This window comes from Rhodococcus mengyinensis, assembly GCF_048381435.1.
Lineage (GTDB): Bacteria > Actinomycetota > Actinomycetes > Mycobacteriales > Mycobacteriaceae > Rhodococcus_F > Rhodococcus_F opacus_D.
Genome location: NZ_JBLWIT010000116.1, coordinates 122,444 through 146,491, shown reverse-complemented (window position 1 = coordinate 146,491; position 24,048 = coordinate 122,444). Strand labels below are relative to the sequence as shown.

General features: G+C 68.1%; 26 protein-coding genes. 8 read left to right on the top strand and 18 right to left on the bottom strand.

The features are described 5' to 3' along the window. Positions 1-6 precede the first annotated feature (6 nt). The 3 genes from ACNJ7E_RS26175 to ACNJ7E_RS26165 all read right to left on the bottom strand — a co-directional run bounded on the left by ACNJ7E_RS26175 (position 7) and on the right by ACNJ7E_RS26165 (position 3,305). Complete coding sequence (locus ACNJ7E_RS26175) at positions 7-1,233, bottom strand: DUF7159 family protein (protein ID WP_418341283.1); 1,227 nt, start codon at positions 1,231-1,233, stop codon at positions 7-9. A gap of 71 nt (positions 1,234-1,304) precedes the next feature. Beyond that, the gene (locus ACNJ7E_RS26170; protein WP_418341282.1) at positions 1,305-2,768 is read right to left on the bottom strand and encodes a DUF7159 family protein; all 1,464 of its coding nucleotides are present in this window, start codon (positions 2,766-2,768) and stop codon (positions 1,305-1,307) included. A gap of 177 nt (positions 2,769-2,945) precedes the next feature. Beyond that, a complete protein-coding gene (locus ACNJ7E_RS26165; RefSeq protein ID WP_418341281.1) occupies positions 2,946-3,305 on the bottom strand; it encodes a class I SAM-dependent methyltransferase in 360 nt (119 codons plus the stop codon). 92 nt (positions 3,306-3,397) lie between these two features. On the opposite strand from ACNJ7E_RS26165, the gene ACNJ7E_RS26160 reads away from it, so the two are divergent. Then, positions 3,398-4,030 (top strand): dihydrofolate reductase family protein, encoded by a 633-nt coding sequence (locus tag ACNJ7E_RS26160; protein WP_418341280.1) that lies wholly within the window; start codon positions 3,398-3,400, stop codon positions 4,028-4,030. On the opposite strand, the gene ACNJ7E_RS26155 is transcribed toward ACNJ7E_RS26160, so the two are convergent. From ACNJ7E_RS26155 to ACNJ7E_RS26145, 3 genes are all read right to left on the bottom strand, one after another. Further along, on the bottom strand, positions 3,945-4,640 hold the full coding sequence (locus ACNJ7E_RS26155; RefSeq protein WP_418341279.1) for a dienelactone hydrolase family protein: 696 nt from the start codon (positions 4,638-4,640) through the stop codon (positions 3,945-3,947). The genes ACNJ7E_RS26160 and ACNJ7E_RS26155 overlap by 86 nt on opposite strands. A gap of 11 nt (positions 4,641-4,651) precedes the next feature. Continuing rightward, positions 4,652-4,945, bottom strand: a complete 294-nt coding sequence (locus tag ACNJ7E_RS26150) for a putative quinol monooxygenase (protein ID WP_005249047.1) — start codon at positions 4,943-4,945, stop codon at positions 4,652-4,654. 61 nt (positions 4,946-5,006) lie between these two features. Beyond that, a complete protein-coding gene (locus ACNJ7E_RS26145; RefSeq protein WP_348539652.1) occupies positions 5,007-5,504 on the bottom strand; it encodes a hypothetical protein in 498 nt (165 codons plus the stop codon). A gap of 31 nt (positions 5,505-5,535) precedes the next feature. Here ACNJ7E_RS26145 and ACNJ7E_RS26140 point away from each other — a divergent pair, with 31 nt between their 5' ends. Then, positions 5,536-6,444, top strand: a complete 909-nt coding sequence (locus ACNJ7E_RS26140) for an SDR family NAD(P)-dependent oxidoreductase (RefSeq protein ID WP_280783117.1) — start codon at positions 5,536-5,538, stop codon at positions 6,442-6,444. 9 nt (positions 6,445-6,453) lie between these two features. On the opposite strand, the gene ACNJ7E_RS26135 is transcribed toward ACNJ7E_RS26140, so the two are convergent. Together ACNJ7E_RS26135 and ACNJ7E_RS26130 are read right to left on the bottom strand one after the other, a co-directional pair. Continuing rightward, a complete protein-coding gene (locus ACNJ7E_RS26135; RefSeq protein ID WP_280783116.1) occupies positions 6,454-7,293 on the bottom strand; it encodes an SDR family oxidoreductase in 840 nt (279 codons plus the stop codon). Between the two features lies 1 nt (position 7,294). Then, complete coding sequence (locus ACNJ7E_RS26130) at positions 7,295-7,738, bottom strand: SRPBCC family protein (protein ID WP_280783115.1); 444 nt, start codon at positions 7,736-7,738, stop codon at positions 7,295-7,297. A gap of 116 nt (positions 7,739-7,854) precedes the next feature. Here ACNJ7E_RS26130 and ACNJ7E_RS26125 point away from each other — a divergent pair, with 116 nt between their 5' ends. Beyond that, the gene (locus tag ACNJ7E_RS26125; protein ID WP_280783114.1) at positions 7,855-8,520 is read left to right on the top strand and encodes a TetR/AcrR family transcriptional regulator; all 666 of its coding nucleotides are present in this window, start codon (positions 7,855-7,857) and stop codon (positions 8,518-8,520) included. Positions 8,521-8,552: 32 nt separating this feature from the next. Here the strand turns inward: ACNJ7E_RS26125 and ACNJ7E_RS26120 are convergent, their stop codons facing one another. From ACNJ7E_RS26120 to ACNJ7E_RS26100, 5 genes are all read right to left on the bottom strand, one after another. After that, complete coding sequence (locus tag ACNJ7E_RS26120; RefSeq protein ID WP_083849797.1) at positions 8,553-9,002, bottom strand: acyl-CoA thioesterase; 450 nt, start codon at positions 9,000-9,002, stop codon at positions 8,553-8,555. A 22-nt stretch (positions 9,003-9,024) separates the two neighbouring features. After that, the gene (locus ACNJ7E_RS26115; protein WP_280783138.1) at positions 9,025-9,939 is read right to left on the bottom strand and encodes a cutinase family protein; all 915 of its coding nucleotides are present in this window, start codon (positions 9,937-9,939) and stop codon (positions 9,025-9,027) included. A gap of 180 nt (positions 9,940-10,119) precedes the next feature. Then, a complete protein-coding gene (locus tag ACNJ7E_RS26110; protein WP_061040728.1) occupies positions 10,120-11,571 on the bottom strand; it encodes a glutamate synthase subunit beta in 1,452 nt (483 codons plus the stop codon). Further along, entirely contained in the window at positions 11,564-16,162 is a 4,599-nt protein-coding gene (gltB, locus tag ACNJ7E_RS26105) for a glutamate synthase large subunit (RefSeq protein WP_418341278.1), read from the bottom strand. The genes ACNJ7E_RS26110 and gltB overlap by 8 nt, the downstream gene beginning before the upstream one ends. 306 nt (positions 16,163-16,468) lie before the next feature. After that, positions 16,469-17,017 (bottom strand): TetR/AcrR family transcriptional regulator, encoded by a 549-nt coding sequence (locus ACNJ7E_RS26100; protein WP_280783111.1) that lies wholly within the window; start codon positions 17,015-17,017, stop codon positions 16,469-16,471. 54 nt (positions 17,018-17,071) lie between these two features. Here ACNJ7E_RS26100 and ACNJ7E_RS26095 point away from each other — a divergent pair, with 54 nt between their 5' ends. From ACNJ7E_RS26095 to ACNJ7E_RS26080, 4 genes are all read left to right on the top strand, one after another. Further along, positions 17,072-18,094: an FAD-dependent oxidoreductase gene (locus ACNJ7E_RS26095; RefSeq protein WP_418341277.1), complete on the top strand. Its 1,023-nt coding sequence runs from the start codon at positions 17,072-17,074 to the stop codon at positions 18,092-18,094. Positions 18,095-18,394: 300 nt separating this feature from the next. Beyond that, positions 18,395-19,240: a glycoprotein gene (locus ACNJ7E_RS26090; RefSeq protein ID WP_418341276.1), complete on the top strand. Its 846-nt coding sequence runs from the start codon at positions 18,395-18,397 to the stop codon at positions 19,238-19,240. Positions 19,241-19,311: 71 nt separating this feature from the next. Beyond that, positions 19,312-19,980 (top strand): DUF8176 domain-containing protein, encoded by a 669-nt coding sequence (locus ACNJ7E_RS26085; RefSeq protein WP_280783108.1) that lies wholly within the window; start codon positions 19,312-19,314, stop codon positions 19,978-19,980. Then, a complete protein-coding gene (locus ACNJ7E_RS26080) occupies positions 19,977-20,744 on the top strand; it encodes a hypothetical protein (protein WP_283334712.1) in 768 nt (255 codons plus the stop codon). Before ACNJ7E_RS26085 ends, ACNJ7E_RS26080 begins: the two co-directional genes overlap by 4 nt. Positions 20,745-20,844: 100 nt before the next feature. On the opposite strand, the gene ACNJ7E_RS26075 is transcribed toward ACNJ7E_RS26080, so the two are convergent. Continuing rightward, positions 20,845-21,240 (bottom strand): SRPBCC family protein, encoded by a 396-nt coding sequence (locus ACNJ7E_RS26075; RefSeq protein WP_198602106.1) that lies wholly within the window; start codon positions 21,238-21,240, stop codon positions 20,845-20,847. A 111-nt stretch (positions 21,241-21,351) separates the two neighbouring features. On the opposite strand from ACNJ7E_RS26075, the gene ACNJ7E_RS26070 reads away from it, so the two are divergent. Then, positions 21,352-21,747, top strand: coding sequence for a VOC family protein (locus ACNJ7E_RS26070; RefSeq protein ID WP_418341275.1), 396 nt, complete (start codon positions 21,352-21,354; stop codon positions 21,745-21,747). Here ACNJ7E_RS26070 and ACNJ7E_RS26065 read toward each other — a convergent pair. From ACNJ7E_RS26065 to ACNJ7E_RS26050, 4 genes are read right to left on the bottom strand one after another with little or no spacing between them, the layout of a single operon-like run. After that, a complete protein-coding gene (locus ACNJ7E_RS26065) occupies positions 21,737-22,420 on the bottom strand; it encodes an AraC family transcriptional regulator (protein WP_418341274.1) in 684 nt (227 codons plus the stop codon). The genes ACNJ7E_RS26070 and ACNJ7E_RS26065 overlap by 11 nt on opposite strands. Positions 22,421-22,440: 20 nt before the next feature. Then, positions 22,441-22,902, bottom strand: a complete 462-nt coding sequence (locus tag ACNJ7E_RS26060; RefSeq protein ID WP_280783104.1) for an RDD family protein — start codon at positions 22,900-22,902, stop codon at positions 22,441-22,443. Then, positions 22,899-23,552: a hypothetical protein gene (locus ACNJ7E_RS26055; protein ID WP_280783103.1), complete on the bottom strand. Its 654-nt coding sequence runs from the start codon at positions 23,550-23,552 to the stop codon at positions 22,899-22,901. The genes ACNJ7E_RS26060 and ACNJ7E_RS26055 overlap by 4 nt, the downstream gene beginning before the upstream one ends. Positions 23,553-23,606: 54 nt before the next feature. Beyond that, positions 23,607-24,002: a DUF6292 family protein gene (locus ACNJ7E_RS26050; protein ID WP_280783102.1), complete on the bottom strand. Its 396-nt coding sequence runs from the start codon at positions 24,000-24,002 to the stop codon at positions 23,607-23,609. Between the last annotated feature and the right edge of the window lie 46 nt (positions 24,003-24,048).

The following is a 24,048-nucleotide window of genomic DNA, read 5'->3' as shown; positions in this document are numbered from 1 at the left end:
CGGCCGCTAGAGGCCCGGAATCCGGGGCAGCGGAGGGAGCGGAGGCGGCGGCGGGAGGGTCGGCAGCTGAATCTGCGGCAGACCGGGAATGAGGGGATGCGGGGCGGGGGCAGGCGCGGGAGCGGGTTCCGGCACGCTCGCCTCCTCCTCGACCGGGCCCGGAACCGACACCGCGGCCGACGGCGGTGGCGTCGACACCGGTGCCGGCGCAGGCGACGGAGAGACGTCCACGTCACTCGGCTGAGTTGCGACCGGACGTGCGTCACCGTCGGAGCTCTGCAGGTGGCTGCCACCGACGCCGAGGCCGAGACCGATCACGGCGACGACGGCCAGCGCACCGCCCGCCAGCGCGCCACCGCGGATGACGGGTGTCGTGAACCTCGCGGTGCCTGCGCGGTCCGAAGTATCCGAGCGTTCCTGCGCCAGCAGCGCAGCGCCCTCCGCGGCCACCAGTTCCGGCTGCGCCGGCACGATCACCGGGAGCGCGAGCCACGATTCCATCAGAGACGCGACCAGCGGAATATGCGCGCCGCCCCCGATCAGAATCACCGCGTCCGCAGCACGCCCGGACGATTCGATCACCTCGCGGGCCAGACGCGCCGACGCTTCGACGTGGCGCACGATCAGCGAGTCGAGAATGTCCTGCGAGAGCAGGAGTAGACCGCCGTCGCCGGGCACACACACCGCGGTGTTGGTGGACAGCTCTTCCTTGGCGCGGCGGCACCGGGCGTCGAGCGCCGACTCCGCGGCCTCGTCGGCCGGTGGCGCGATGCGCTTCTCGCCCAGCTGGTGGTCGCGGATCAACCGGTCGACGAGATCACCGCTGATCTCGTCGGTACGGGCCGTCGCGAGCACCACGCCGGTGAGTCGGTCGACGACGGTGACGGTGAGGCCGGAGCTGCCGAGGTCGCAGAACACGAGCGTCGAATGGTCGCCGAGCTGCCCCGACTGCTCGAGCATCCGGAGCGCGGCCGTCACTTCCGGGACCAGCCGGCAGTCGATCGCGGCCCGCACGGCGGCGGCCTGCGCCTCGTCCCGGTACGCGACACCGAACACCTGCACGTCGTCGTCGGGGCGCTCGGCCATCACCGTTCCGATGGCATCGGCAACCAGGTGTTCCGGGTGCTCGAGGGCGGCGTCCACCGGAAACGACCGGATGACGGCCCCCTCGTCGTCCGGATACGCCACGCGTACCGCGCTGGCACCCACCGATACACCGAGAACTGAAACCATGGAACGACTATAACGGTTTGATCACGGAACGCGTGTCGGGGCCTCGCGGCCCCCGGCTTCGTTATATGGGCTCAGAGCCCGGGGATCCGGGGAAACTCCGGCATAGGGAGCGGTGCCGGCGGCGGAATGGTCGGCAGCTGAATCTGCGGCAGACCCGGAATGAGCGGAGCGGGTTCGGGTGTGGTCGGCGGCGCCGACGTGTCGGACGGCACGACACTCTGGCTCCCGGGGGCGGCCGGCGCCTGAGTCGAACTCTGAGCCTGCGGCTGGTACGTGGTGCGCACCTCGGTCTGCGGCGGGATCACCGGCTGCTCGTCGACCACCGACGGGGCGGCCTCCGAAGGTGGGGCCACATCCGTGGTCGTCGTGGGTTGTGGCGGTATCACCTGCCGCGCTGCCGGTGCCTGCGTGTTCGACTGCGTGGCGGCCGGCTGTGCGTCCTGCTCGGAACCCTGCAGGAGGTCGGTGCCGACGCCGAGTCCGAGACCCACCGCCGCGACCACGGCGACCACACTGCCGGCGAGGACGAGGCCACGACGCTTCCGAACCGGCGCGTGCTCCTCGAGCAGCGCCTCGGGCTCGGGCTCCAGCTCGGACTCGAGCTCCAACTCCGGCTCGGGCTCCGGCTCGGGCTCGGGCTCGAACCGGTGCTCCGGCGCCGCCGCCCCGACGAACTCGTCGGACGTCGGGCGCGCCAGCAGGGCCGCACCCTCGGCCGCCACCAGTTCGGGCTGCGCGGGGACGATCACCGGAAGGTCGAGCCAGGACTCCATCACGGATGTGACCAACGGAATATGCGCGCCGCCGCCGATCAGCACCGCAGCGTCAGGAAGGCGTCCCGAGCGGCGAATAACCTCGCGGGTCAGGCGCGCCGACGTCTCGACCGGGCCCACGATGAGCGAATCGAAACCGTCCTGCGACAGGAGAAGAAGCCCGCCCTCGCCCGGCATGCACACGGCGCCGTTCGTGGACAGCTGCTCCTTCGCATCGCGGCACCGCGCGGCCAGCGCAAGCGCGGCTGCCGCGTCGGCAGGGTGCGCGAAGCGGCGCAGCTCGAGTTGATTGTCACAGATCAACCGGTCGACGAGATCGCCGCTGATCTGGTCCGAACGCGCACTGCTCAGCACCATGCCGGTGTCCCGGTCGACCACGGTGACGGTGAGACCCGAACTGCCGAGGTCATAGAACACGAGCGTCGAGTGGTCGCCGAGTTCTCCGGACATCTCCAGCATCTGGAGCGCGGCCGTCACTTCGGGGACCAACTGGAAGTTGCCGATCTGCAGCCGCGACATCGCGGCCTGCACGGCACCGGCCTGCGCCTCGTCCTGGTACGCGACACCGATGGCCTGCACCTCGTCGGCTTCGTCGCGCTCGGCGAGGACCGTCCCGATGGACTCGGCAGCCAGTTCCTCCGGCCGTTCGAGTGTTGCGGTCACCGAGCGCGATTGGAAGATCGGCGTTTCGAGAGTCACGGCGTCGTGGCACGCGAAGCGCACCGCGCTGGCGCCTACCGATACACCGAGAACTGAAGTCATGACGCCGACTATAACGGTTCGGTCACGGGTCTCGCGCATGAAGCAGACCGGACGGCACGTCAGGCGCTTTTTTGCCGTACCCCAGTGACGCACATCGGGTTCCCGTTCGTGACATCCACGTCGAAACCTGCGGAAACCAAAGCCCGCGCGGCGGTATCCGCAACACGCCGCAACTTGTCACGGTCGTGTACGGACACCGCTCCGCCGTACACGAGGTGCAGGATTCCGCCCGGGTCGGAGCGCCTCCCACAGGACGCGTATCTCAGCGGTCGCGTCACGCACCCAGAACACGTTGACGTTGACCGCGAACGCCTTGTCGAAGGAGGCCTGATCGCAACGAAATCCGGCAAGGTCGGTGTTCCGGAGCACCACCGTCCCCGTCGAGACGTGGGCGTCGTTGCGCCGCGCCGCCCGTTCGATCGCCGTCGTCGATCGGTCGATCGCGGTGATCCGTCCGCCGTCGAGTTTCTCGGCGACGAGAGAAATCGCTACACCCGGCCCGCAGCCCACCTCTAGGATCCGATCGCGAGGATTCACGTCGAGACGATCGACCGCCCAGAGCACCCGGCAGGGAATGCCCGCAGCCCTCACGACACACCACCTATCCGAAGCGCCCCAGTAAGGACACCATGCGGGACCTCACCTACTTCGTCGGCATCACCATCGACGGCTTCATCGCCGGCACGGACGGCGACATCGGTTTCTTCCCGATGCTCGACGACATCCTCGGATTCATGGCGCAGGAATACCCGGAGACGATTCCGACACACCTGCGGGAGCAGTTCGGCGTGGATGGCGCCAACAAGCAGTTCGACACCGTGATCCAGGGCCGCGCAACGTACGAGCCCGCCCTGGCCGTCGGCATCACGAGCCCGTACGCGCACCTGCGTCAGTACGTCGCTTCCCGCACTCTGACCGAAAGCCCCGATCCCGCCGTCGAGGTCGTCGCCGACCCGCTCGCGAAGGTCCGGAAGCTCAAGGCCGAGGACAGCGCGCTGGGCGTCTGGGTGGCGGGCGGCGGCGAGCTCGCGGGCACCCTCCTGCCCGAGATCGACGAACTGATCGTCAAGCACTATCCGGTGGTGGCCGGCCGTGGAACTCCGATGTTCGGCGGCACCTTTCAGCCCACCCACTTCGATGTCGTCCACCGGGAGGTTTACCCGAGCGGGGCCGCGGTCAGTCGGTTCCGGCGGCAACGTCTACGTGGGTGCCGAACCACTGCAGCGTTAGAGCCCAACCGTCCCGGGCGGCCGCCTCGTTGAACACGGCAGGACGGTCGTCGCAATGGAAGCCGTGTTCGGCTTCGGCGTAGCGGACGACCTCGGTGTCCACCGGGGCGTGCGCGACCGCGACACGCAGCTCCTCGACTTCCTCGGTCGGAATCCCCTTGTCGCGGTCGCCGAACAGGCCGAGCCACGGCGTTCCGAGCTGCCCGGCGACGTCGAGTTGCGACGGATATCCGAAGCGTCCCTTCGCGACGCCACCGCCGTAGAAACTCACCGCCGCCCCGAGGTCGAGGCGCGCCGCCGTGTGGAACGCGACCGTTCCGCCCATGCAGAATCCGACGATCGCGGTATTCCGCGGGTCGATCGAGGCCGCCGACAGAGCCGCGACGGCCCCGTCGACGTCCTCGTCGATGTGCGCAGCGGTGAGCTCACCGATCAACGACATCGCCGACGGCATGTCGTCGTACTCCAGCACCGGATCGCCGCTCCGGTGGAACAGATGCGGCGCGACCGCGTGGTATCCGGCGGCGGCGAAACGACGGCAGACGTCGACGATGTGCCCGGTGACGCCGAACGCCTCCTGGATCACGACGACACCGCCGCGGACAGGACCTTCGGGGGTAATGCTGGTGAGTGGTGTGGTCACGAACTACGACTCTAGGAAACCGGCTTCAACGGGTGGATCGCCGGTGCCCCGGCGAGGTGCTCACCGAACGTCCCGAGCGCGGCCTGGAAGTGCGGCGACTTCATGTGCGCGTCGACCGCCTCCTGACCGGTCCACACCTCGACGGTGACGAAGGTTCCCGCGACCGCGGCTGATTCGAACACCTCGTACGAGATGCAGCCCTCTTCTTTGCGGCTCTCCGCCGCCAGCGCGGACAGTCCGTCGCGGACGGTGTCCTCGGAACCGGGCTTGGCAGGAATGGTCGCTACGACATGCAGATCGGACATCGACTCCCTTTCGTGAACGCCACCTCGTGTGGCCCGTCTCACGTAAGCACAGTTGGGTCGGCTAGGAAACCCGAAGTCGCGTCAAATAATCGGCGACCTTCGGTTCGTCCCAGCCGTGCGCTTCACGGAGACCGTCCGCGATGGTCGCGAGATAGGCGGGCGCCGGTGCGTTCCGGGCGACGACGTCACCGCGGGCCCGGGTGGTGAACGTGCACATGGGAACACCGTTGCGGGAGCCGAGAGTGACGAGGCGGTCGTAGCAGGCGGGTTCCTGCGCGTGGATGTCCTCGAACTGTTCCTGTGTCACCAGGAATGCGCGGGCCGCGACGGAGCCGGGCGCGTCGGGGTCGTAGAACGCGCGGCCGCCGCCCCAGATCCGCGACTCTCCCGCGAAGAACACCGTGCCGGGTATCACCACCGGTATCGACTCGCGCGGGGCGCTCCCGTCGCGGGCGCCCGCGTGCACGAGGTTGCCCCCGGCCGGGCAACCACCACGCAGGTAGCAGGTCAGACGCGTCGTCGCCATGTTCGATCCATAGCTGACGTACCAGATCAGCACACAAACGACCGTACTCGGACAAGATGGTCACATGAATCTTCTCGGCGAAGTCAGGGGCTGGCGCAGCGGTTCGCGGAAGCATCACCGCCTGCGGGACCTCGACGGCACCCTCGTCGTGATCACCGGCGGCGGCAGCGGGATCGGCCGCGAGACGGCGCTGGCGTTCGCGTCCGAGGGTGCCGTCGTGGTGGTCGCCGACCGCGATCTCGAATCCGCGCAGCAGACCTCCGATCTCATCAACTCCGCCCAGATGAAGGGCGGTGGTGCGGTGGCCATCTTCGGTGGCGGCTCCCACGCGTATCAGGTGGACGTCGCGGTGGAGGACGAGGTGCAACTCTTCGCGGAGAAGGTGCAGGCCGAGCACGGCACCCCCGACATCGTGGTCAACAACGCCGGGATCGGATACTCGGGCACGTTCACGAAGACCCCGCAGAAGGATTTCGAGCGGGTGATGGACGTGAATTTCTGGGGTGTCGTCTACGGCTCTCGCGTGTTCTCCCAGCAGATGATCGACCGCGGAACCGGTGGGCACATCGTCAACCTGTCGTCCGCCGCGGCGTTCACGCCGCAGAAGCGGCTCACCGCGTACGCGACGAGCAAGGCCGCGGTGTTCATGCTGTCGGACTGTCTCCGTGCGGAATTGGTGAACCACGGCATCGGCGTCAGCGCCATCTGTCCCGGACTGGTCCACACCAACATCGTCAAGGCCACCGACTTCGCCGGCGTAACACCGGAGGAGCAGGCGAAGATGCGGGACCGGGCCGACAAGCTCTACCGCAGACGCGGTTTCACCCCGGACCGGGTGGCGACGCAGATCGTGAGGGCCGTCAAGCACAACAAGGCCGTCGTCCCCGTCACGCCCGAGGCCAAGTTCGGGCGGGTGCTGAGCCGCCTGGCCCCGGGCAGCATGCGGCTCGGCGCCCGCTTCGACCTCGGCTGATCCGAACCGTCAGGGGGTGGGGGCCTGCATCCGGCCGGTGTAGGCGTCCATGCTGTGGTACACACCGAGCCGGTCGGCCAGACGGTCCCAGGCACGTACGGGCAGGACGGCTTTCGCCACTCGCGACAGATACAGCGACCGCGGCAGCATCAGCAGCGGCTTCCCCTGTTTCATCGCCCTCCACGACCGGGCCGTGACGTCCTCCGGGCTGAGGATCGGAGCGAACAGGGGATTCTTCACACCGTCGAACATGCCGGTGGAGATGTAGCTCGGGCACACGGTGGTGACCTTGACGTGCCCGTGACCCGCCTGGACCAGTTCGAGTCGCAGCGAATCGCTCCAGCCCAGGACAGCCCACTTCGACGCCGCATAGACGGCCATCCTCGGTGTCGCCACGGTCCCGGCGGCCGAGGCGATGTTCACGATGCGGCAGTCCCGGCCGCGATCCTCGATCATGGCGGGCAGGAACTCGTTGGTGACGTACATCGGTGCAAGCGTGTTGACGTCCATCACGAATTTCGTGTCCGACTCGTGGTCGTGATCCCAGAAGTACTTGCCTCGCACCACACCGGCGTTGTTGACGAGCACGTCGGGACGACCGAACGCACCCCGCACCTCGGCGGCCGCCGTGCGGACGGAGTCGAGGTCGGCGACGTCGACGACGTGTGCGCTGACGGTGCACCCCGATTCGCGCAGTTCCTGCGCCGTGCGTTCGAGCGCGTCGGCGTCGATGTCCCACAACACCACCGTGCCCGCGTGGTCGGCGGCGGCGAGGCGGGCGAACAGACGTCCCATCCCCATTGCCGCCCCGGTGATCAGAACCGTCTTGCCCGCTGCCGAGAATTCCACGTCATGCTCTCCTTCGGTCGACACCGGCCGGGTCGGCGGGCTCGTGGTAGAGGGTTTCGATCCGGGCCTTCAACGTCACCTGTGCGCGCCGCAGTGCCTGCCACACCACCGGTGCGGCCACACCGCCGATCAGTTGTCCGGCCGGTCTGCCGGGTCGGTGGTAGCGGAAGTCGACGGTGAGCTCCGTTTCGTCCGGGCTGAGCGCGTCGAACGTCCAGACCGATCCGTGCACGCCGTGATCGGCCTCGACGACGAGCCGGCGACCCGGATCCGACGCGACGACCCGGGCGCGGGACGGCAGCGTGATCGCAGCGACCACGGTGTCCGAATCACCGAGGTACTCGAAAGCCATCGCGGGCGGAACGACGATCACCGTGGTGCTGCGTAAGCCGATCGGCGAACACCCGGGGCTGCGGGGGCCGGACAGGCAGAGCTGAATGGACAAGACGGGTATCCCAACGTGTCGACGTCCGAGGCGGAGAGTGTGTGGTACATCGATGTACCGCATACTGCCGACGGTATACGGAAACGCAGCAACAGGGAAGACTACGATTCGATTCGATGACGAAACCCCAGCAAGACGCCGGTGACGGGCGCGCTGCCCGGTGGCGCGGCCAACGCGAGAAGCGGCGCTCGGAGTTCGTCGAACGGGCACTCGTCGCCATCGACGAAGAAGGCCCCGACGTGTCGGTCGCGACGATGGCCGTCTACGCCGAGGTCGCGCGAACCCGCATCTACCGGCACTTCGACGACAGCACCGACCTCAAGAACGCTGTCGCCCGGCGGGTCGCGGCGATGATGCTCCTCGAATACGCGCCCGTGATCACCGTCGACGGCGCACCGCACGCCATCCTCACCCGCGCGGCCCGCACCCACCTCGACTGGGTGACCGAACACGCCAACCTGTACCGCTACCTGATGTCGTTCTCCCCCGCCGCCGGAGAGGTGCGGCGGGCCATCAGCACCGCGGTCTCCGACATGCTCCACCCCTACCTGGACGCCCTCGGCGCCCCCGCCACCGCGACACCACTGGCCAACGCGCTGATCGGGATGGTCGAGTCGGTGTCCGCCGAGTGGATCGACCGCCCAGGCGGCACCGACGTCGGCGCGTTGACCGAACAGCTGGCCGCGTGGGCGTGGGCGCTGGTCGACACCACGATGCGCAGCCGCGGCGCGGTCCTCGACCCGGACAGTCCCCTACCGGCGCCCGGCGACCTCCGCACGTGAGTGGGAAAGCGTGCCGGAACACACTTTCCCACTCACGTGCGGGACCAGCGGGTCAGGTACTCCCGCTCGGTGGCGGTGATGCGGCGTAGCCGCTGGGCATCGACATCCGCCACGGCCATCTGAGTGGTGGCGGTGACGGCGGGCGGATCGGTGATCGGGGTACGCGCACCCCGCACCTCGTAACCGATCGTGAAGTCGACCGCCCGGTGTTTCGCGATCCACATCGTGATTCGCAGGGGACTGTCGGAGTGCCGCAACTGTCCCCGGTACTTCACGTGGATGTCGGCGATGAATGCGCTCGTGATGAGCGACGAGTTCTCACTGCCCTCGCTGAGCAGCCAATCGATCCGGGCCTCCTCGAGCAACGTCACCATCCGCGCGTGGTTGATGTGCTGGAAGGCGTCCATGTCGGACCACCGGACGGTCACGAAGGCGTCGTAGCCGACGACGGCGGCAGGGGTGTCAGTCACGTCGGACATCATCCCCTGCCGCCGTCGGCCGAACTCACGCGATGTCGCGCAACCAGTTCCTCAGCCACGCCGTGGCGGGCGTGCCCGACCCGTCGACGGCGTAGCGGGTGTAGTCCTGGTGAGCCTGCGACTTGTAGAACTGCTCCAGCTCGTCGATGCGCTTCTCGTTGGACTGCTCGTCCAGCTGAGCCATCAGGGCCGGCACACCGCCGACGGCGAGGATGTCGTTCCAGATCGCGAGCGCTTCCTGCTGGTAGCGGCCGAACAGCGTCGGCGTCGGATCCGACGTCTGCGCGAGGAATCCGGCGAGCCTGGTCACGAAGTCTTCCTTCGGCGTGGAGCAGTACAGGTCGCCGTACGCGCAGAAGGTCCGCGTGTTCTGGCTGACCCAGCCGAACCCGCCGATGCGGGGACCACCGGCGCCGCTGCCGGCGACGGGAGGTCCGACGAGGGCGTCGGTCGGCGACCGCCGCGGATCGGAGACGAGTCCGACGGCCGCGATCTTGTCGGCGGGGACGACACCGAGTCCGGTGCCGATCTCCGCAGCGAGATCACCTGCGGCGTCGGCGCCCTGGCTGTATCCGATGATCGACAGCTTGGTGTCGGGGCACTGCTGCGACATCGACGACAGCATGCCCTTGGCATTGCTGACCGCCTGCGCCTTCGAGCGCCCGTACACCTCGGACTCCCACGGGAAGGCCGTGGCGGCGTACGTGACGTAGTCGGTGCGGATCGACGACGGCAGACCGTTCGTCACCGCGGACAGCAGACCCGGCGTCGGCCTGACATTGTCCTTGGTGGACGTTTCCCAGGTCCCCGGAATCGCGACCACGTACAGACTCGGGCAGGGGTCCGCGTTCGCTACTGCGCTCGTGCCCACCACACCCGATACCACCGGGATGGCTGCCGCAGCAGCCGCTGCGGTCAGAAGTGCAATAACCCGTTTCATAGCCATGGCCTCAACCTGTTCTCCCCTTCGCCGTCCTGCAGACGGGATGCTGCCAGGGCGACGTGACCTAAAGATGCACGATCGGTAAATGAACGTTACCGACCGAACGTGACCCCCGCACGATAAACCGACACCCCGGTAGGAAAACCTACCGGGGTGCGGTTGTACGAGCAGTTACAGCTACCGCTGCGGGGCGGTGGTGGTCTCGATCGGAGACGGCAGCGCCGACTCGCCCTCGAGGTACGCATCGACCGCGGCGGCCGCGGAGCGACCCTCGGCGATGGCCCACACGATCAGCGACTGACCCCGTCCCATGTCGCCGGCCACGAAGACGCCGTCGACGTTGGTGGCCCACTTCGCGGAGCGGGCGACGTTGCCGCGCTCGTTGAGGTCGACGCCGAGATCGGTGAGCAGGCCCGGCTTCTCGGGTCCGACGAAGCCCATCGCCAGCAGCACGAGGTCGGCCTCGAGCTCGAAGTCCGAGCCCTCCACCTTCTCGAAGCGGCCCGACTTCATCTCGACCTCGTGGGCCTTCAGTGCGGTCACCTTGCCGTCGGCACCGACGAACCGTTCCGTGTTCACGGAGAAGAGGCGTTCGCCGCCCTCCTCGTGCGCGGACGCGACCCGGTACATCAGTGGGTACGTCGGCCACGGGGTGTGCTCGGCGCGGGTCTCGGGCGGTCTCGGCATGATCTCGAACTGGTGAACGCTCTCGGCACCCTGACGGTGCGAGGTGCCCAGGCAGTCCGCGCCGGTGTCGCCGCCGCCGATGATGACGACCTTCTTGCCCTCCGCGGTGATGGTCGGCTTCTCCAGGTCGCCGAGCTGCACGCGGTTGGCGATCGGCAGGAACTCCATCGCCTGATGGATGCCGTCCAGCTCGCGGCCGGGGATCGGCAGGTCGCGGGCCTCGGTGGCACCGCCGGCCAGCACCACGGCGTCGAACTGCTCGCGCAGTGCGTCCGCGGTGATGTCGACGCCCACGTTGACACCCGTCTTGAAGACGGTGCCCTCGGAGTTCATCTGGTCGAGGCGGCGGTCGATGTGCCGCTTCTCCATCTTGAACTCGGGGATGCCGTACCGCAGGAGCCCACCGATGCGGTCGGCCCGCTCGAACACGGTGACCATGTGCCCGGCGCGCGTCAGCTGCTGCGCTGCAGCGAGACCCGCGGGACCGGAACCGACGACGGCGACCTTCTTGCCCGTCGAACGCGTCGGGTGCACCGGCTTGACCCAGCCTTCGTCGAAGGCGCGGTCGATGAGCTCGACCTCGACCTGCTTGATGGTGACGGGGTCCTGGTTGATGCCCAGGACGCACGACGCCTCACAGGGTGCGGGGCACAGCCGCCCGGTGAACTCCGGGAAGTTGTTGGTCGCGTGCAGACGCTCGATGCCGTCGTGCCACCGGTCCTTGTAGACCAAGTCGTTCCACTCGGGAATCAGGTTCCCCAGCGGACAGCCGTTGTGGCAGAACGGGATACCGCAGTCCATGCACCGGCTGGCCTGAGTCTTCAGGGTGTCCGGCGAGAACTCCTCGTAGACCTCGTTCCAGTCGAGCAGGCGCAACGGCACCGGCCGGCGAACCGGAAGTTCGCGTGACGTGTGCTTCAGGAAGCCGCTTGGATCACCCACGAGCTGCCTCCATCACTGCCTCGTCCACGTTCTTTCCATCCTTCTTCGCGGCCTCGATGGCCAAGAGCACCTTCTTGTAATCGCGGGGCATCACCTTCGCGAAATGGTTGACCTGCTGCGACCAGTCGGACAGGATGCGCGCGGCAACCGCCGAGCCCGTCTCGTCGCGGTGACGCTCGATGGCGGACTTCAGCCAGGTGAAGTCGTCACCCGTCAGGTCCTCGAGATCCACCAGTTCCGTGTTGAGGTTGTCCTCGAACACCTTGTCCGGGTTGTAGACGTACGCGACGCCACCGGACATGCCGGCACCGAAGTTACGTCCCGTCGCACCGAGGATGACGACCTTTCCGCCGGTCATGTACTCGCAACCGTGGTCGCCGACGCCCTCGACCACCGCGGTGGCGCCGGAGTTACGGACCGCGAATCGCTCACCCACGACACCGCGGAGCAGAGCCTCACCGCTCGTGGCACCGAACAGGATCACGTTGCCGCCGATGATGTTGTCCTCGGCGACGAAGCCGGGCGCGGTCTCCAGCGGCGGACGCACCACGAGGCGTCCACCGGACAGGCCCTTGCCGACGAAGTCGTTGGCATCGCCGTGCAGGCGCAGGGTCATGCCCTTGGGGACGAACGCACCGAAGCTGTTACCGGCCGAACCGGTGAACGTGATGTCGATCGTGTTGTCCGGCAGGCCCTCGCCGCCGTACGCCTTCGTCACCTCGTGGCCGAGCATGGTGCCGACCGTGCGGTTGACGTTGGTGATCGGCGACTCGAACGTGACCTTCTGGCCCTTGTCGAGAGCGTTGCGGCTCTGGACGATCAGCTGCTGGTCCAGTGCCTTGTCGAGGCCGTGGTCCTGGGTGCCCGTGCAGTACAGGTCCTGGTCCATGAACGCCGACTCGGTCTCGTGCAGGATCGGCGACAGGTCGAGGTTGCCGGCCTTGCTGCCCTTCCAGTGCTCGAGCGCCTTCGTGGTGTCGAGGACGTCGACCTGTCCGACGGCCTCGTCGAGGGTGCGGAAGCCGAGCTCGGCGAGGAGTTCGCGCACCTCTTCGGCGATGAAGAGGAAGAAGTTCTCCACGAACTCCGGCTTGCCGTTGAACCGCTTGCGCAGAACGGGGTTCTGCGTGGCGACACCGACGGGGCAGGTGTCGAGGTGGCAGACCCGCATCATGATGCAGCCCGACACCACCAGCGGGGCGGTCGCGAAACCGAACTCCTCGCCACCGAGCAGCGCGGCGACCATCACGTCGCGGCCGGTCTTGAGCTGGCCGTCGACCTGCACGACGATGCGGTCGCGCAGACCGTTGAGGAGCAGCGTCTGCTGGGTTTCGGCGAGGCCGAGCTCCCACGGGGCGCCCGCGTGCTTCATCGACGTCAGCGGGGTGGCGCCGGTGCCACCGTCGTGACCGGAGATCAGCACGACGTCCGCGTGTGCCTTGGACACACCCGCGGCGACGGTGCCGACACCGACCTCGGACACCAGCTTCACGTGGATCCGGGCCTGCGGGTTGGCGTTCTTCAGGTCGTGGATCAGCTGCGCGAGATCCTCGATCGAGTAGATGTCGTGGTGCGGCGGCGGCGAGATCAGCCCGACGCCGGGCGTGGAGTGCCGGACCTCGGCCACCCACGGGTACACCTTGTGCGCCGGCAGCTGGCCGCCCTCACCGGGCTTCGCTCCCTGCGCCATCTTGATCTGGATGTCGGTGCAGTTGGTCAGGTAGTGCGACGTGACACCGAAGCGTCCCGACGCGACCTGCTTGATCGCGGACCGCCGCCAGTCGCCGTTCTCGTCCGGGGTGAAGCGGGCCGGGCTCTCGCCGCCCTCACCGGAGTTGGACCGGCCGCCGAGGCGGTTCATGGCGATGGCGAGGGTCTCGTGCGCCTCGGCGGAGATGGAGCCGTAGCTCATCGCACCCGTCGAGAAGCGCTTGACGATCTCGGTGGCGGGCTCGACCTCGTCCAGCGGGACGGGCTCGCGCACGCCCTTCTTGAACTCGAAAAGGCCGCGCAACGCTGCGAGGCGCTCGGACTGGTCGTCGACCAGCTTCGTGTACTCCTTGAACACCTCGTACTGCCCGGTGCGCGTGGAGTGCTGCAGCTTGAACACCGTGTCCGGGTTGAACAGGTGGTACTCGCCCTCACGACGCCACTGGTACTCGCCGCCCACCTCGAGCTCGCGGTGCGCGCGCTCCTCGGGACGGTCCAGGTACGCGTTGGAGTGGCGGACCGCGACGTCGGCGGCGATCTGGTCGAGACCGATGCCGCCGAGGCTGGACTGCAAACCGGTGAAGTACTCGTCGACCAGTTCCTGCGACAGGCCGATGACCTGGAACAGCTGGGCGCCGGTGTAGGACGCCAGGGTGGAGATGCCCATCTTGGACATCACCTTGAGCACACCCTTGCCCGCGGCCTTGATGTAGTTCTGGATGGCCTTGTCGAGGCTGATGCCCTGCAGTTCGTTGTTCTGCACCGCCTCGTCGACGGTCTCGAACGCCATGTACGGGTTGACCGCTGCCGCACCGAAGCCGATGAGGAGCGCCATGTGGTGCACCTCGCGGGCGTCGCCGGCCTCGACGATGAGGCCGACCTTGGTGCGGGTCTTCTCACGCACCAGGTGGTGGTGCACGGCCGACGTCAGCAGCAGCGACGGGATGGGCGCGTACGTCTCGTTCGACTCACGGTCGGACAGGACGACGAGGCGCGCACCGCCGGCGATGGCCTCCGACACCTGGTAGCGGACGTCGTCGAGGGCCTTGCGCAGACCCGCGCCGCCCTCGGCAACCGGGTACAGACCGCGGACGATGACGCTGCGGAAGTTCGGGAATTCGCCGTCGTCGTTGACGTGAATGAGCTTCGACAGGTCGTCGTTGTGCAGGATCGGCTGCGGCAGGAAGATCTGCCGGCAGGACTCCGCGGTGGGGTGCAGCAGGTCGTGCTCGGGGCCGATGGTGCCGCCGAGGCTGGTGACGACCTCCTCGCGGATGGCGTCGAGCGGCGGGTTCGTGACCTGCGCGAACAGCTGCGAGAAGTAGTCGAACAGCATCCGCGACCGCGAGGACAGCACGGCGATCGGGGTGTCGGTACCCATGGAGCCGAGCGCCTCGGCACCGGACAGCGCCATCGGCTTGACGAGGAGGTTGACCTCTTCGTTGGTGTACCCGAACATCAGCTGACGCAGCACGACGCGTTCGTGCGACATGTACGTGTACGGGCGGTCCGGCAGGTCGTCCATGTGGGTCAGACCCTGGTCGAGCCACTCCTGGTAGGGGTGCTCGGCGGCCAGTTCCGACTTGATCTCGTCGTCGCTGATGATGCGACCCTCGGCGGTGTCGACGAGGAACATGCGGCCGGGCTGCAGCCGGATCTTCTTCACGACGGTGGCGGGGTCGATCGGCAGGACGCCGACCTCGGAGGCCATGACGACGAGGTCGTCGTCGGTCACCCAGAGGCGCGAGGGGCGCAGGCCGTTGCGGTCCAGGACGGCGCCGATGACGGTGCCGTCGGTGAAGCACACCGACGCCGGTCCGTCCCACGGCTCCATGAGCGACGAGTGGTACTGGTAGAACGCCCGGCGTGCGGGGTCCATGCTCTCGTGCCGTTCCCAAGCTTCCGGGATCATCATCAGCACGGCGTGCGGCAGGCTGCGGCCACCGAGGTGCAGCATCTCGAGCACCTCGTCGAACCGCGCGGTGTCGCTGGCGCCGTTCGTGCAGACCGGGAAGATCTTCTCCAGCTGCTCGCGGCCACCGAAGATGTCGCTGTCGATGAGCGCCTCACGGGCACGCATCCAGTTCTCGTTGCCGGTGACGGTGTTGATCTCACCGTTGTGGGCCACGCGCCGGAACGGGTGGGCCAGCGGCCACGACGGGAACGTGTTTGTGGAAAAGCGCGAGTGCACGAGGCCGAGGGCCGACTCGAGTCGCTCGTCCTGCAGGTCCAGGTAGAAACCCTTGAGCTGCGGGGTGGTCAGCATGCCCTTGTAGACGAACGTCTGGCTCGACAGGCTCGGGAAGTACACGGTCTCGCGACCGGGGCCGTCCTTGCCTGCGCCTTCGCTGCCCAGCTCGTGCTCGGTGCGCTTACGGACCACGTAGGCGCGACGCTCGAGGTCGAGTCCGGTGAGGGCGTCGTTCTCGCTGCCGATGAAGATCTGCCGGAACGTCGGCATGGCGTCGCGGGCCAGGGCGCCGAGCGACGAGTCGTCGGTCGCGACCTCACGCCAGCCGAGGACCTTCAGGCCCTCGCTCTCGACGATCTTCTCGACGGCGTCGGCTGCGCGCTGCGCGTCGGCCTTGCTCTGCGGCAGGAACGCGATGCCGGTGGCGTACGTGCCTTCCGCGGGCAGCGGGAAGTCGACCACGGCGCGGAAGAACTTGTCCGGGACCTGGAGGAGGATGCCGGCGCCGTCACCCGTGTTGGGTTCGGAGCCCGCGGCACCACGGTGCTCGAGGTTCACCAGCGCGGTGATCGCCTTCTCGACGATGTCCCTGCTGCGGCGGCCCTTCATGTCCACGACGAACGCGACACCACAGGAATCGTGCTCGTTCGACGGGTGATACAGCCCCTGGGGGCCTGGAAGTTGCTTCATACCTAGCCTTCGTATGCCAAAAGATGCACCGACGACCAGCAGCGCTGATGGCCATCAACTTGCAAAGCAGGTGCCGTCACGACGTGATCGGCACCACCGATCGGCTATCGCCCTTTTGCAGCACGCTGGGTGTGGTCCTCGCACCGGGCGACGTGGCTTTTCGGTCGGGTCGGACTTTCGTGGGTCCAACGTGTAACGAAAACGATAATTCAGAACCCCCGACGAAACACAACTTAGGTTGGCCTATTTACCCTCTGAACTGGGCATTGTCGAGGGCGGACCTCGTCCGACTGCACTGAGTACATGTTAAGTGAGCGCGCCGAGCACCGCTCTAATTCCCGCAGTCGGATCGAAATCGGGATCCGGGACGGTGAGTTGATGAAGGATTACACCGTCCAGGTAGTCGGTGATCACCACTGCGTCGGAAGCCGGGTTCCGCGATCCCACGAGTTCCAGCATGTCCGCGCCCCATTCTACGAGCGCTCGGCGTGCCGACCCGATCTTCGCGTCCAAGCCCGGTGTCACGGACGCCTCGACGAAGAGTGCGTAGCGGGCACTCGTGCGCACGCGGTCCGGACCAGTGGAGAAACTCACAAAGGCGACCAGCGCCTCGACCAGTGCGTCTCTGCTGTCGGGCCGGAGGTGCGCGAACTTCTGCCAGTCCTCCCGGTCACGTTCGACGAGCCGTGTGACGATCCCCTCGAGCAGCGCGCCCCGGCTACGGAAATAGTTGGACGTGGACCCCTGCGGCATTCCGACCAGCTCGTCGACGCCCCGGTGTGTGAGAGCCCGGACGCCTTTCGTGCCGAGTAGCGCGATGGCGGCGTCGAGCACCTGCTCCCGTTTGTCTGCCATACCCCGACACTACAACGGTAGTAAATTCACTACACCCGTAGTAGCGTGGTGGTCATGACGCACTCCGCAGCAGTCCTCGGCGGCGGCATCGGCGGACTCGCCGTCGCCCGCTACCTGTCCCGCGCCGGCTGGCACGTCGAGGTCTTCGAGCGTGCCGACACCCTGCCCACGTCGGGCACCGCACTCGGCATGTGGCCGCAGGCCCTCGACGCGCTGGACGCGATCGGCGCAGGTGATCGGGTACGCACACTGGGATCACCCCAGCACCGCGGTTCGCTCCTGCGCCCCGACGGATCCGTGATCGGCACCATCGACAACCGCAACCGCACCGCCTACCTGCTGTCGCGGCCCGCCCTGCTGGCCACACTGGCCGAGGCCCTGCCCGACGGCATGATCTCGTTCGGCACACCGGCACCCGCCCTCGATGCGCTGACGGACCACGACGTCGTGATCGGTGCGGACGGTCTGCGCAGCCCGACCCGCCGACAACTGTTCGGCGAGAAGTTCGAGCCACGGTACGTAGGCGCGACCGCCTGGCGCGGGTGGGTGCCCGGACATCGCGACACCGTCAGCGAAACCTGGGACACGGACGCACTTTTCGGCATCACCCCGCGCGACGGCGATCTCGTCAACTGGTTCGCGTGCGTCCGCACCGACGCTGGCCACCCCGGCGGCCTCCACTACCTCCGGTCACGGTTCGGGAACTGGCACGCCGATGTCCGGGCAGTACTGGATGCCGCCACCCCCGACGCGATGCTCCACCACGACCTGTACGAGTCGCCCGCGCTGCCGTCGTACGTGTCGGGCAACGCGGCCCTGCTCGGCGACGCGGCCCACGCGATGGCGCCGAACCTCGGCCGGGGCGCCTGCGAGGCCCTCGTCGACGCCGTCGCGCTCGGCCGATTCCTCACCGCCGACACCGACATTCACACCGCACTGCGCCGGTACGACCGCGCACGGCGGCCAGCGACGCGGCGGCTGGTGCGTGGATCGCGCGCCATGTCCTCCGTCGCGATGACCGGCCGTCTTCGTCCGCTGCGCGATCTGTCGGTGAAACTGGCCGCGGGCCTGGCCTGACCGGAATGTTGGGGCGCGGGAACGGTTGCCCGTCTGGTACTTTGCCGCGGTAGGGGGACAAGAAAGAACCGGGGGCGGTCATGGGGGCGGTGGACGACGGCTGCGGCAGTGTGCCGGCAGCACGGACGTATCTCATCGGGGAAACAACACATCCACCTGGTCGGTGGACGCATTCTGCTGTGCTCGCTTCCCTCTTTCGGTGCCTCTGAACTGCACCACTCTTGCGTTTGCTTCGTCAGCACCAGTCCGTTCGATCACCATGTCCGTTCGACTTCAGGAGTCAAAGACTTGAGAATCCGCATGCACGCTCTGGCAGCCGCTGTTTCGGTGTCCGCCGCAGCACTGCTCGGCGCCGCGACGGCGCACGCCGCTCCGACCACCCCGCCGTCCACGTCGCAGCCGGGCGTCACCGACCCCTCGGCCGCGCCCACCACGTCGCAGCCCGGCGTGACGGTCCCGACGACGCCGCCCACCACGTCCCAGCCGGGCGTCACCGACCCGGCGGCTCCGGCCGCGACGACGCCCGCTCCCCCGCAGGCTCCGCTGGCGGTGCCGGGTGCCGAGACGGACGTGCCTGCTGCTCCCGACCTGGCAGCGCCCGCCGCCGAGGGTGTCGTGGACGAGGCACCGGCCGCCCAGCCGGCGACCGTGTGGATCGACCCCGACGACATGCCGAAGGCACATCAGGCACCCGTCGCCCCCGTAGTTCCGGTGCCGAAGCCGGTCGTCGAGGTGAACGCGGCCGTCGACACACTGGTCGGCGCCGTGCCCGTGGCCGTCAACGGACGCCAGTACGGCAACCCCGAGGGATACGTCGGCACCATCGGCTGGCGCGTCGGCGACGCCACCGGCACCGCGGGCATCGCCGTCGACCCGTCCTCGCCGACGGCAGCCACCGTCTCCGCATTCTCGGCCGATTCCCGCGCCGAGCACCCCACCAATTGGTCTGCGCCCGTCGACGTCACCCGCGTCGCCGCCGCGATCACGGATGCGGCCCACCAGAACCCGGCATTCGGGGAGCTGGTTCGGACGATCGCGTCCCTGCCCGCACCGCAACTGCCGCAGCTGCAGTCGACCGACAGCGGGCCGGCCACCACCACGATCGGCGGCGTGAACGTGCGCAGCCAGACGACGCTGCACGTGTGATCCGATTCCCTCGCGCGGAGCCCGCCCGGGGTCGGCTCCGCGCGAGGGAATGAGGTGTGGAGGATTCAACTGTGACAGAACCGCCGAACAGGGCACCCCTCGACCGCTTCTCGCACTGGTTCCCGCCGTTCGCGTCGGCCCCGGCACCGGGGTCGACGGCTCCCGCCGCGGAACCCGAGCAGCAACCCCCGGCTCCGACGTGGCTGACCGCGGGCGACGAGCCCGATCCCGCACCACCTGCTCGCGGTAATCAGAGGCTCGTGGTCGCCGGCGCCGCCACCGCGGTGATCGCCGTCGCCGCCGGTGTGGTCGCCGTGTTCGCCTCGACGTCCGGTGATGCGAGCGGAACTCCCGTCGCCGCTACCGATTCCGGCTGGTGCGTCGAATCCCGCGATGGCGCGACGGTTGTCGGTAACGGTCCCGGCGGGACGTCCGACGGCGTCGCCGCGATCCTGGCCTTCGACCACGCGTACTACGTCGCACGCAGTGGCACGAAGGCCCGCGAGGTGGTCGCCCCCGACGCGCCGCTGGGGTCCGCCGAGTCCATCCAGGGCGGCATCGACTCGGTGCCCGAGGGCACCGATCACTGCCTCGCCATCACCGAAACCGAACCCGGCCGCTACGCGGTGACGCTGTCGGAACTACGTCCGGACGGGTCGACGAAGAAGTACGAGCAGGTCGTGACCACCGCCGGCCGCGACGGTCGCACGTACATCACATCCATTGGAGACGCGAAGTGACCGACCAACTGCTGCACCCACTTCCGGTGTCGACCCTCGTCCTCGGGGCCTGCGGAGGAGCCGGCGCAACCACGACGACGCTGGGGCTCGCCAACACCGCGGCAGCTCGCGGCGGCGCGGTCGTGGCCGTCGACGCGACACCCGCGGGCGGCGACGTCGCCGAACGTGGCGCCGACGCTGCGCTCTCCGTGAGCGGCCTCGAGCAACTGGTGGCCGCCGGCCCCGTCGCGGACGACGTGTTCGACGGGTACTGCTCCCGCACGAGTGCCGGGACCCGCATCCTGAACCGCCTGGGGGACCAGACCGCGTCGGACGGCGAATTCCACACTCTCACAGGGTTACTGCGCGCTCGCGGAGTGAGTGCCGTCCACGACCTGGGTCACCGGTTGCGCGCCGCATACCTCGCGCCGCTGCTGGCCACCCCGTCACCGATCGTTCTCGTCGTGCCGTGCCGGGCGGACGCGTTCAACCGCCTGCGCTCCGCGTTGCAGTCGATCGGTGACACGCTCGGCGAACCCGGGCTCGCCCGCACCGTCGTCACCGTGTCGAATCAGGACGCCACCGGCTGGCAGGTGGACGTCGACCTTCTCCGCGAGTACTTGGGCGGACAGGTGTGGGGCGTCGAGACCATCCCCTACGACGAACATCTGGGCATGGGAATCGTCATCGATCACAGCCGGCTGGCATCGGACACCCGGGCCGCGTACGAGCGGGTGTCCGCGGCGGCGTCGGCCGTGGCCGAAGGTCGTCCGGAACGGGTCTGAGCGAGGCACTTACCCACATCCGCCCACGGTTTAGTCAGCTTCACACGCAATTGCAGCGCGTTTGACCAATCGGTGTGCAAACGCGAAGGCCCGCGCCCCCTCACGCCTCCAGCAACCCCTTCAACCTCTGCAGGTCGGCGGTGACGGCTGCTGCGTCCTGCGCGAATTCTTCGGCGGTGACGCCGTCGCGTCGCCGGATGGTGAAGACGACTTCGCTGTGGTCGCCATCGGGGATGACGCGCACGGGGTTGTAGACGGTGTCGCCGCTGGGGAGGGTGACGTCGTGGTCGAGGACGCCGTAGTCGTTGGCGGGTGCGAAGGTCACGGCGACCTGTCCCATCGGGGAGTCCGCGAGCCAACGGTCGCCGTCCCGGGTGATGTTGGTGCTCAGGCCGGCCGCCCAGGCGGGGAGGTTGGCGGGGTCGCTCGCGTAGGCGTACACGTCGGCGGCGGTCCGAGCGATGAACACACTCACATGAGTTGATTCGGTGGTCATGACTCCCAGCATCCCCGCTCCACGGCACAGGTGATTGAAGAAATCGGACTCCGGTGCTCGATGTCCGAAACCTTCAATGCGGGTCAGTCTGAGGTCGTTAGCGTTCTCGGTATGACCGCAACATTCAGTGCCATCGAACTGGTCGTCCACGACCTGCCCACGTCGCTCGCGTTCTACCGGCGGCTCGGACTCGACATTCCCGCCGACGCCGATCAGGCACCGCACGTCGAATTCGAGTTTCCCGGTGGGATCCGCGTGCTGTGGGACACGGTCGAGACCATCCGCTCGTTCACAGCCGACTGGACCGAACCCACCGGCGGGCATCGCCTCGCCCTCGCTTTCGACTGCGGCACCGCCGCAGACGTCGACACGCTGTTCGACGAGTTCACGGGATGCGGCTACAACGGTCGGAAGAAGCCGTGGGACGCACCGTGGGGGCAGCGTTACGCCACCGTCGACGATCCCGACGGCAACCCCGTCGACCTCTTTGCCACGCTCACACCGTGACCAGCTGACCGAACGTGCGGCCGGTCAACTCGTGTGCCTCACGGATTAGGTGGGCCTGATCGGCGAAACCCGCCATGCCGGCCGCCTGAGCTGCGGGGATGGACGAACCCGCCAACCCCAGCGCCGACTGCAATCGAAGGATCCGGGCCAGCATCTTCGGCCCGTAACCGAACTGCCGTCGGCACAGGCGGTGCAGTTGGCGCTCGCCGACACCGATCCGGTCCGCCACCTCGCTAACGGATGTCTGCTGCTCCAGAAGCCGCACGATCGCGGGGATCCTGCCATCCGGCGGCGGCCCGAGGAGCCGGCGAGACCTCGCGAACTCCTCGAGCGCCCGGCCGGGGTCGGCGGCGTCGGCGATCCTGCCGAGGAATTCCGTGGTGGCGCGGTCCGTCAGCACCTCGGCGAGCGGCACCCGAAGGTTGGCCAGCTCCTCCGCCGGCGTCGCCAGAAGATCCGGGAGAGTGCCTGGGGAACAACGTAATCCGACGTAGCGGTCGCCCTCGCGGCTGCGGTTCAGATACGGCCGGGAGTCGGGGCCGGCCACGACGACGCCACCGTTCATCCAGATGAGGTCCATGCAGCCGTCGGGCAGGATGGCCGCCTCACCGCCGGCTGCGGTCTTCTGCCACACCACAGCGCCGGGGAACACCGACCGCCGCTCCGCGTACATGACCCCATGCTAGGCAGACGTCAGGTGCCCGGCTCGACGGCGTGCAGATCCGGATCCCAGTCGTAGACGACTGCGGTCCGCAGCAGGATGTCCTGCAGGGACCGGCGCCGGCCGTCGACTGCCGCCCAGAACAATCCGAACCCGAACATCACGCACAGCACCGCCCGGAGAAGGGCCCGCAGCCAGCCGATCAGTTCACCGTTGCGGCTGACCACCCGCAGCCCCATCGTCACGGCACCGACGGTGCGGCCGCTCACGGCCCAGCACGCCGTCAGGTACAGCACCGACACGCCGATGAACAAGGTCACGGAGAGCACGGCATTGGCATCGGGGAACGAGAATTCCTGCGGCGAGAACAGCAACCGGAGGAACAACACTCCGACATAGATGCCGCCCATCACGGCCAGCACGACTGCCAGGTCGATGCCGGCTGCCAGACCGCGGGTGACGATCCCGGCCGCGCGATGCGCCGGGGTGCTCATGCATCGTCCGGTTCGTGCCCGCGCCCGAACAGCTTGCCCACGAACCCGGCGACGGCGTCGTCGGCCTGCATGCCCTGGGTCCGCACCCCGCGGACCGCCTCGTTGGACATCGAGTCCGTCGACTCGCGGATGATGCGCGGCAGGTCCACGCCCTCGATCACGGTATCGGCGAGCACCACCAGATCGACCCGCCCGATGACGGAGTCCACGTCTACGCGGTCGACGATCGCATCCACGTTTATCCGCGCGGCGACGGCGTCGATGTCGACGCGATCGAGAATCTGCGGGATGTCCACCCGGGCGGCGATGGCATCCACGTCGACGCGGTCGATGATGCGCTGGATGTCGATGCCTTCGGCGACCACGTCCAGGTCGACGTGATCACGCACGATCGTGGTGAGGTCCACCTCCTGAAGAGCGACTTGCACGACTCTTCGCAGCACTGCGTGCAGCACCCGATCCGCGAGTTCGTCGGCACTGCGGAGCGTCTGGGTGCCGCGTTCCTCGAGGGTGACCAGCAGCGGGTCGACTCCCGGCAGGAGTCGCGCCGTGTCGACGCCGAATCCGATCACACGCTGCAACGCACCGCCGGCGGTCGCGGCGACGCCGGCCGCGAGGCGCAGCGGATCAGGGGCTCTCCTGCCGTCCATACTCGATATCCAAGCCGGTCGGCGCCCGCGACGCACGGGTTCCAGATTTATAGCTCAGGCGTGGGGAGCGCCAGGGCCGTGCACGATTCGCGGGGCGGGCTGTCCGGACGCCGGACGGGGCGCCCAGTCGGCGAGTTCGGTGAGCAACTCGGCGACCCGATCCGAGCAGTGCGCGGGATCCGGTGCCGGTCCCAACCCGAGTCCCTCGACGACCAGCACGTTCCCCTGGGAGAGTCCGTGGACCCCGAGCGACCACCCGAAGTGGCGGTTCCAGGCCAGTACGGCCTTCCGGCCACGGTAGTAGGGGATCTCGCAGGAAAGGGTCACGACCGCGTCGAAAGCGGGGGTGCACCACCAGTCGACCGACTGGGCGCCCACCGTTGTCGCGACGGAACCGACGTACTCACCGACATTCGCCGAGCTGGTGGCCCGGACCTGGCTGATGCTCATACACAACCCACTCTCGACGTTCGCAGAAACCCAGCGGAAGAAGCCG

What these genes read in the sequence shown, in the direction of transcription:
- ACNJ7E_RS26175 (WP_418341283.1), bottom strand. Translation starts at nt 1,233, where the DNA reads ATGGTTTCAGTTCTCGGTGTATCGGTGGGTGCCAGCGCGGTACGCGTG.
- ACNJ7E_RS26170 (WP_418341282.1), bottom strand. Translation starts at nt 2,768, where the DNA reads ATGACTTCAGTTCTCGGTGTATCGGTAGGCGCCAGCGCGGTGCGCTTC.
- ACNJ7E_RS26160 (WP_418341280.1), top strand. Translation starts at nt 3,398, where the DNA reads ATGCGGGACCTCACCTACTTCGTCGGCATCACCATCGACGGCTTCATC.
- ACNJ7E_RS26150 (WP_005249047.1), bottom strand. Translation starts at nt 4,945, where the DNA reads ATGTCCGATCTGCATGTCGTAGCGACCATTCCTGCCAAGCCCGGTTCC.
- ACNJ7E_RS26140 (WP_280783117.1), top strand. Translation starts at nt 5,536, where the DNA reads ATGAATCTTCTCGGCGAAGTCAGGGGCTGGCGCAGCGGTTCGCGGAAG.
- ACNJ7E_RS26125 (WP_280783114.1), top strand. Translation starts at nt 7,855, where the DNA reads ATGACGAAACCCCAGCAAGACGCCGGTGACGGGCGCGCTGCCCGGTGG.
- ACNJ7E_RS26120 (WP_083849797.1), bottom strand. Translation starts at nt 9,002, where the DNA reads ATGATGTCCGACGTGACTGACACCCCTGCCGCCGTCGTCGGCTACGAC.
- ACNJ7E_RS26115 (WP_280783138.1), bottom strand. Translation starts at nt 9,939, where the DNA reads ATGAAACGGGTTATTGCACTTCTGACCGCAGCGGCTGCTGCGGCAGCC.
- gltB (WP_418341278.1), bottom strand. Translation starts at nt 16,162, where the DNA reads ATGAAGCAACTTCCAGGCCCCCAGGGGCTGTATCACCCGTCGAACGAG.
- ACNJ7E_RS26100 (WP_280783111.1), bottom strand. Translation starts at nt 17,017, where the DNA reads ATGGCAGACAAACGGGAGCAGGTGCTCGACGCCGCCATCGCGCTACTC.
- ACNJ7E_RS26095 (WP_418341277.1), top strand. Translation starts at nt 17,072, where the DNA reads ATGACGCACTCCGCAGCAGTCCTCGGCGGCGGCATCGGCGGACTCGCC.
- ACNJ7E_RS26090 (WP_418341276.1), top strand. Translation starts at nt 18,395, where the DNA reads ATGCACGCTCTGGCAGCCGCTGTTTCGGTGTCCGCCGCAGCACTGCTC.
- ACNJ7E_RS26075 (WP_198602106.1), bottom strand. Translation starts at nt 21,240, where the DNA reads ATGACCACCGAATCAACTCATGTGAGTGTGTTCATCGCTCGGACCGCC.
- ACNJ7E_RS26070 (WP_418341275.1), top strand. Translation starts at nt 21,352, where the DNA reads ATGACCGCAACATTCAGTGCCATCGAACTGGTCGTCCACGACCTGCCC.
- ACNJ7E_RS26065 (WP_418341274.1), bottom strand. Translation starts at nt 22,420, where the DNA reads ATGTACGCGGAGCGGCGGTCGGTGTTCCCCGGCGCTGTGGTGTGGCAG.
- ACNJ7E_RS26060 (WP_280783104.1), bottom strand. Translation starts at nt 22,902, where the DNA reads ATGAGCACCCCGGCGCATCGCGCGGCCGGGATCGTCACCCGCGGTCTG.
- ACNJ7E_RS26055 (WP_280783103.1), bottom strand. Translation starts at nt 23,552, where the DNA reads ATGGACGGCAGGAGAGCCCCTGATCCGCTGCGCCTCGCGGCCGGCGTC.
- ACNJ7E_RS26050 (WP_280783102.1), bottom strand. Translation starts at nt 24,002, where the DNA reads ATGAGCATCAGCCAGGTCCGGGCCACCAGCTCGGCGAATGTCGGTGAG.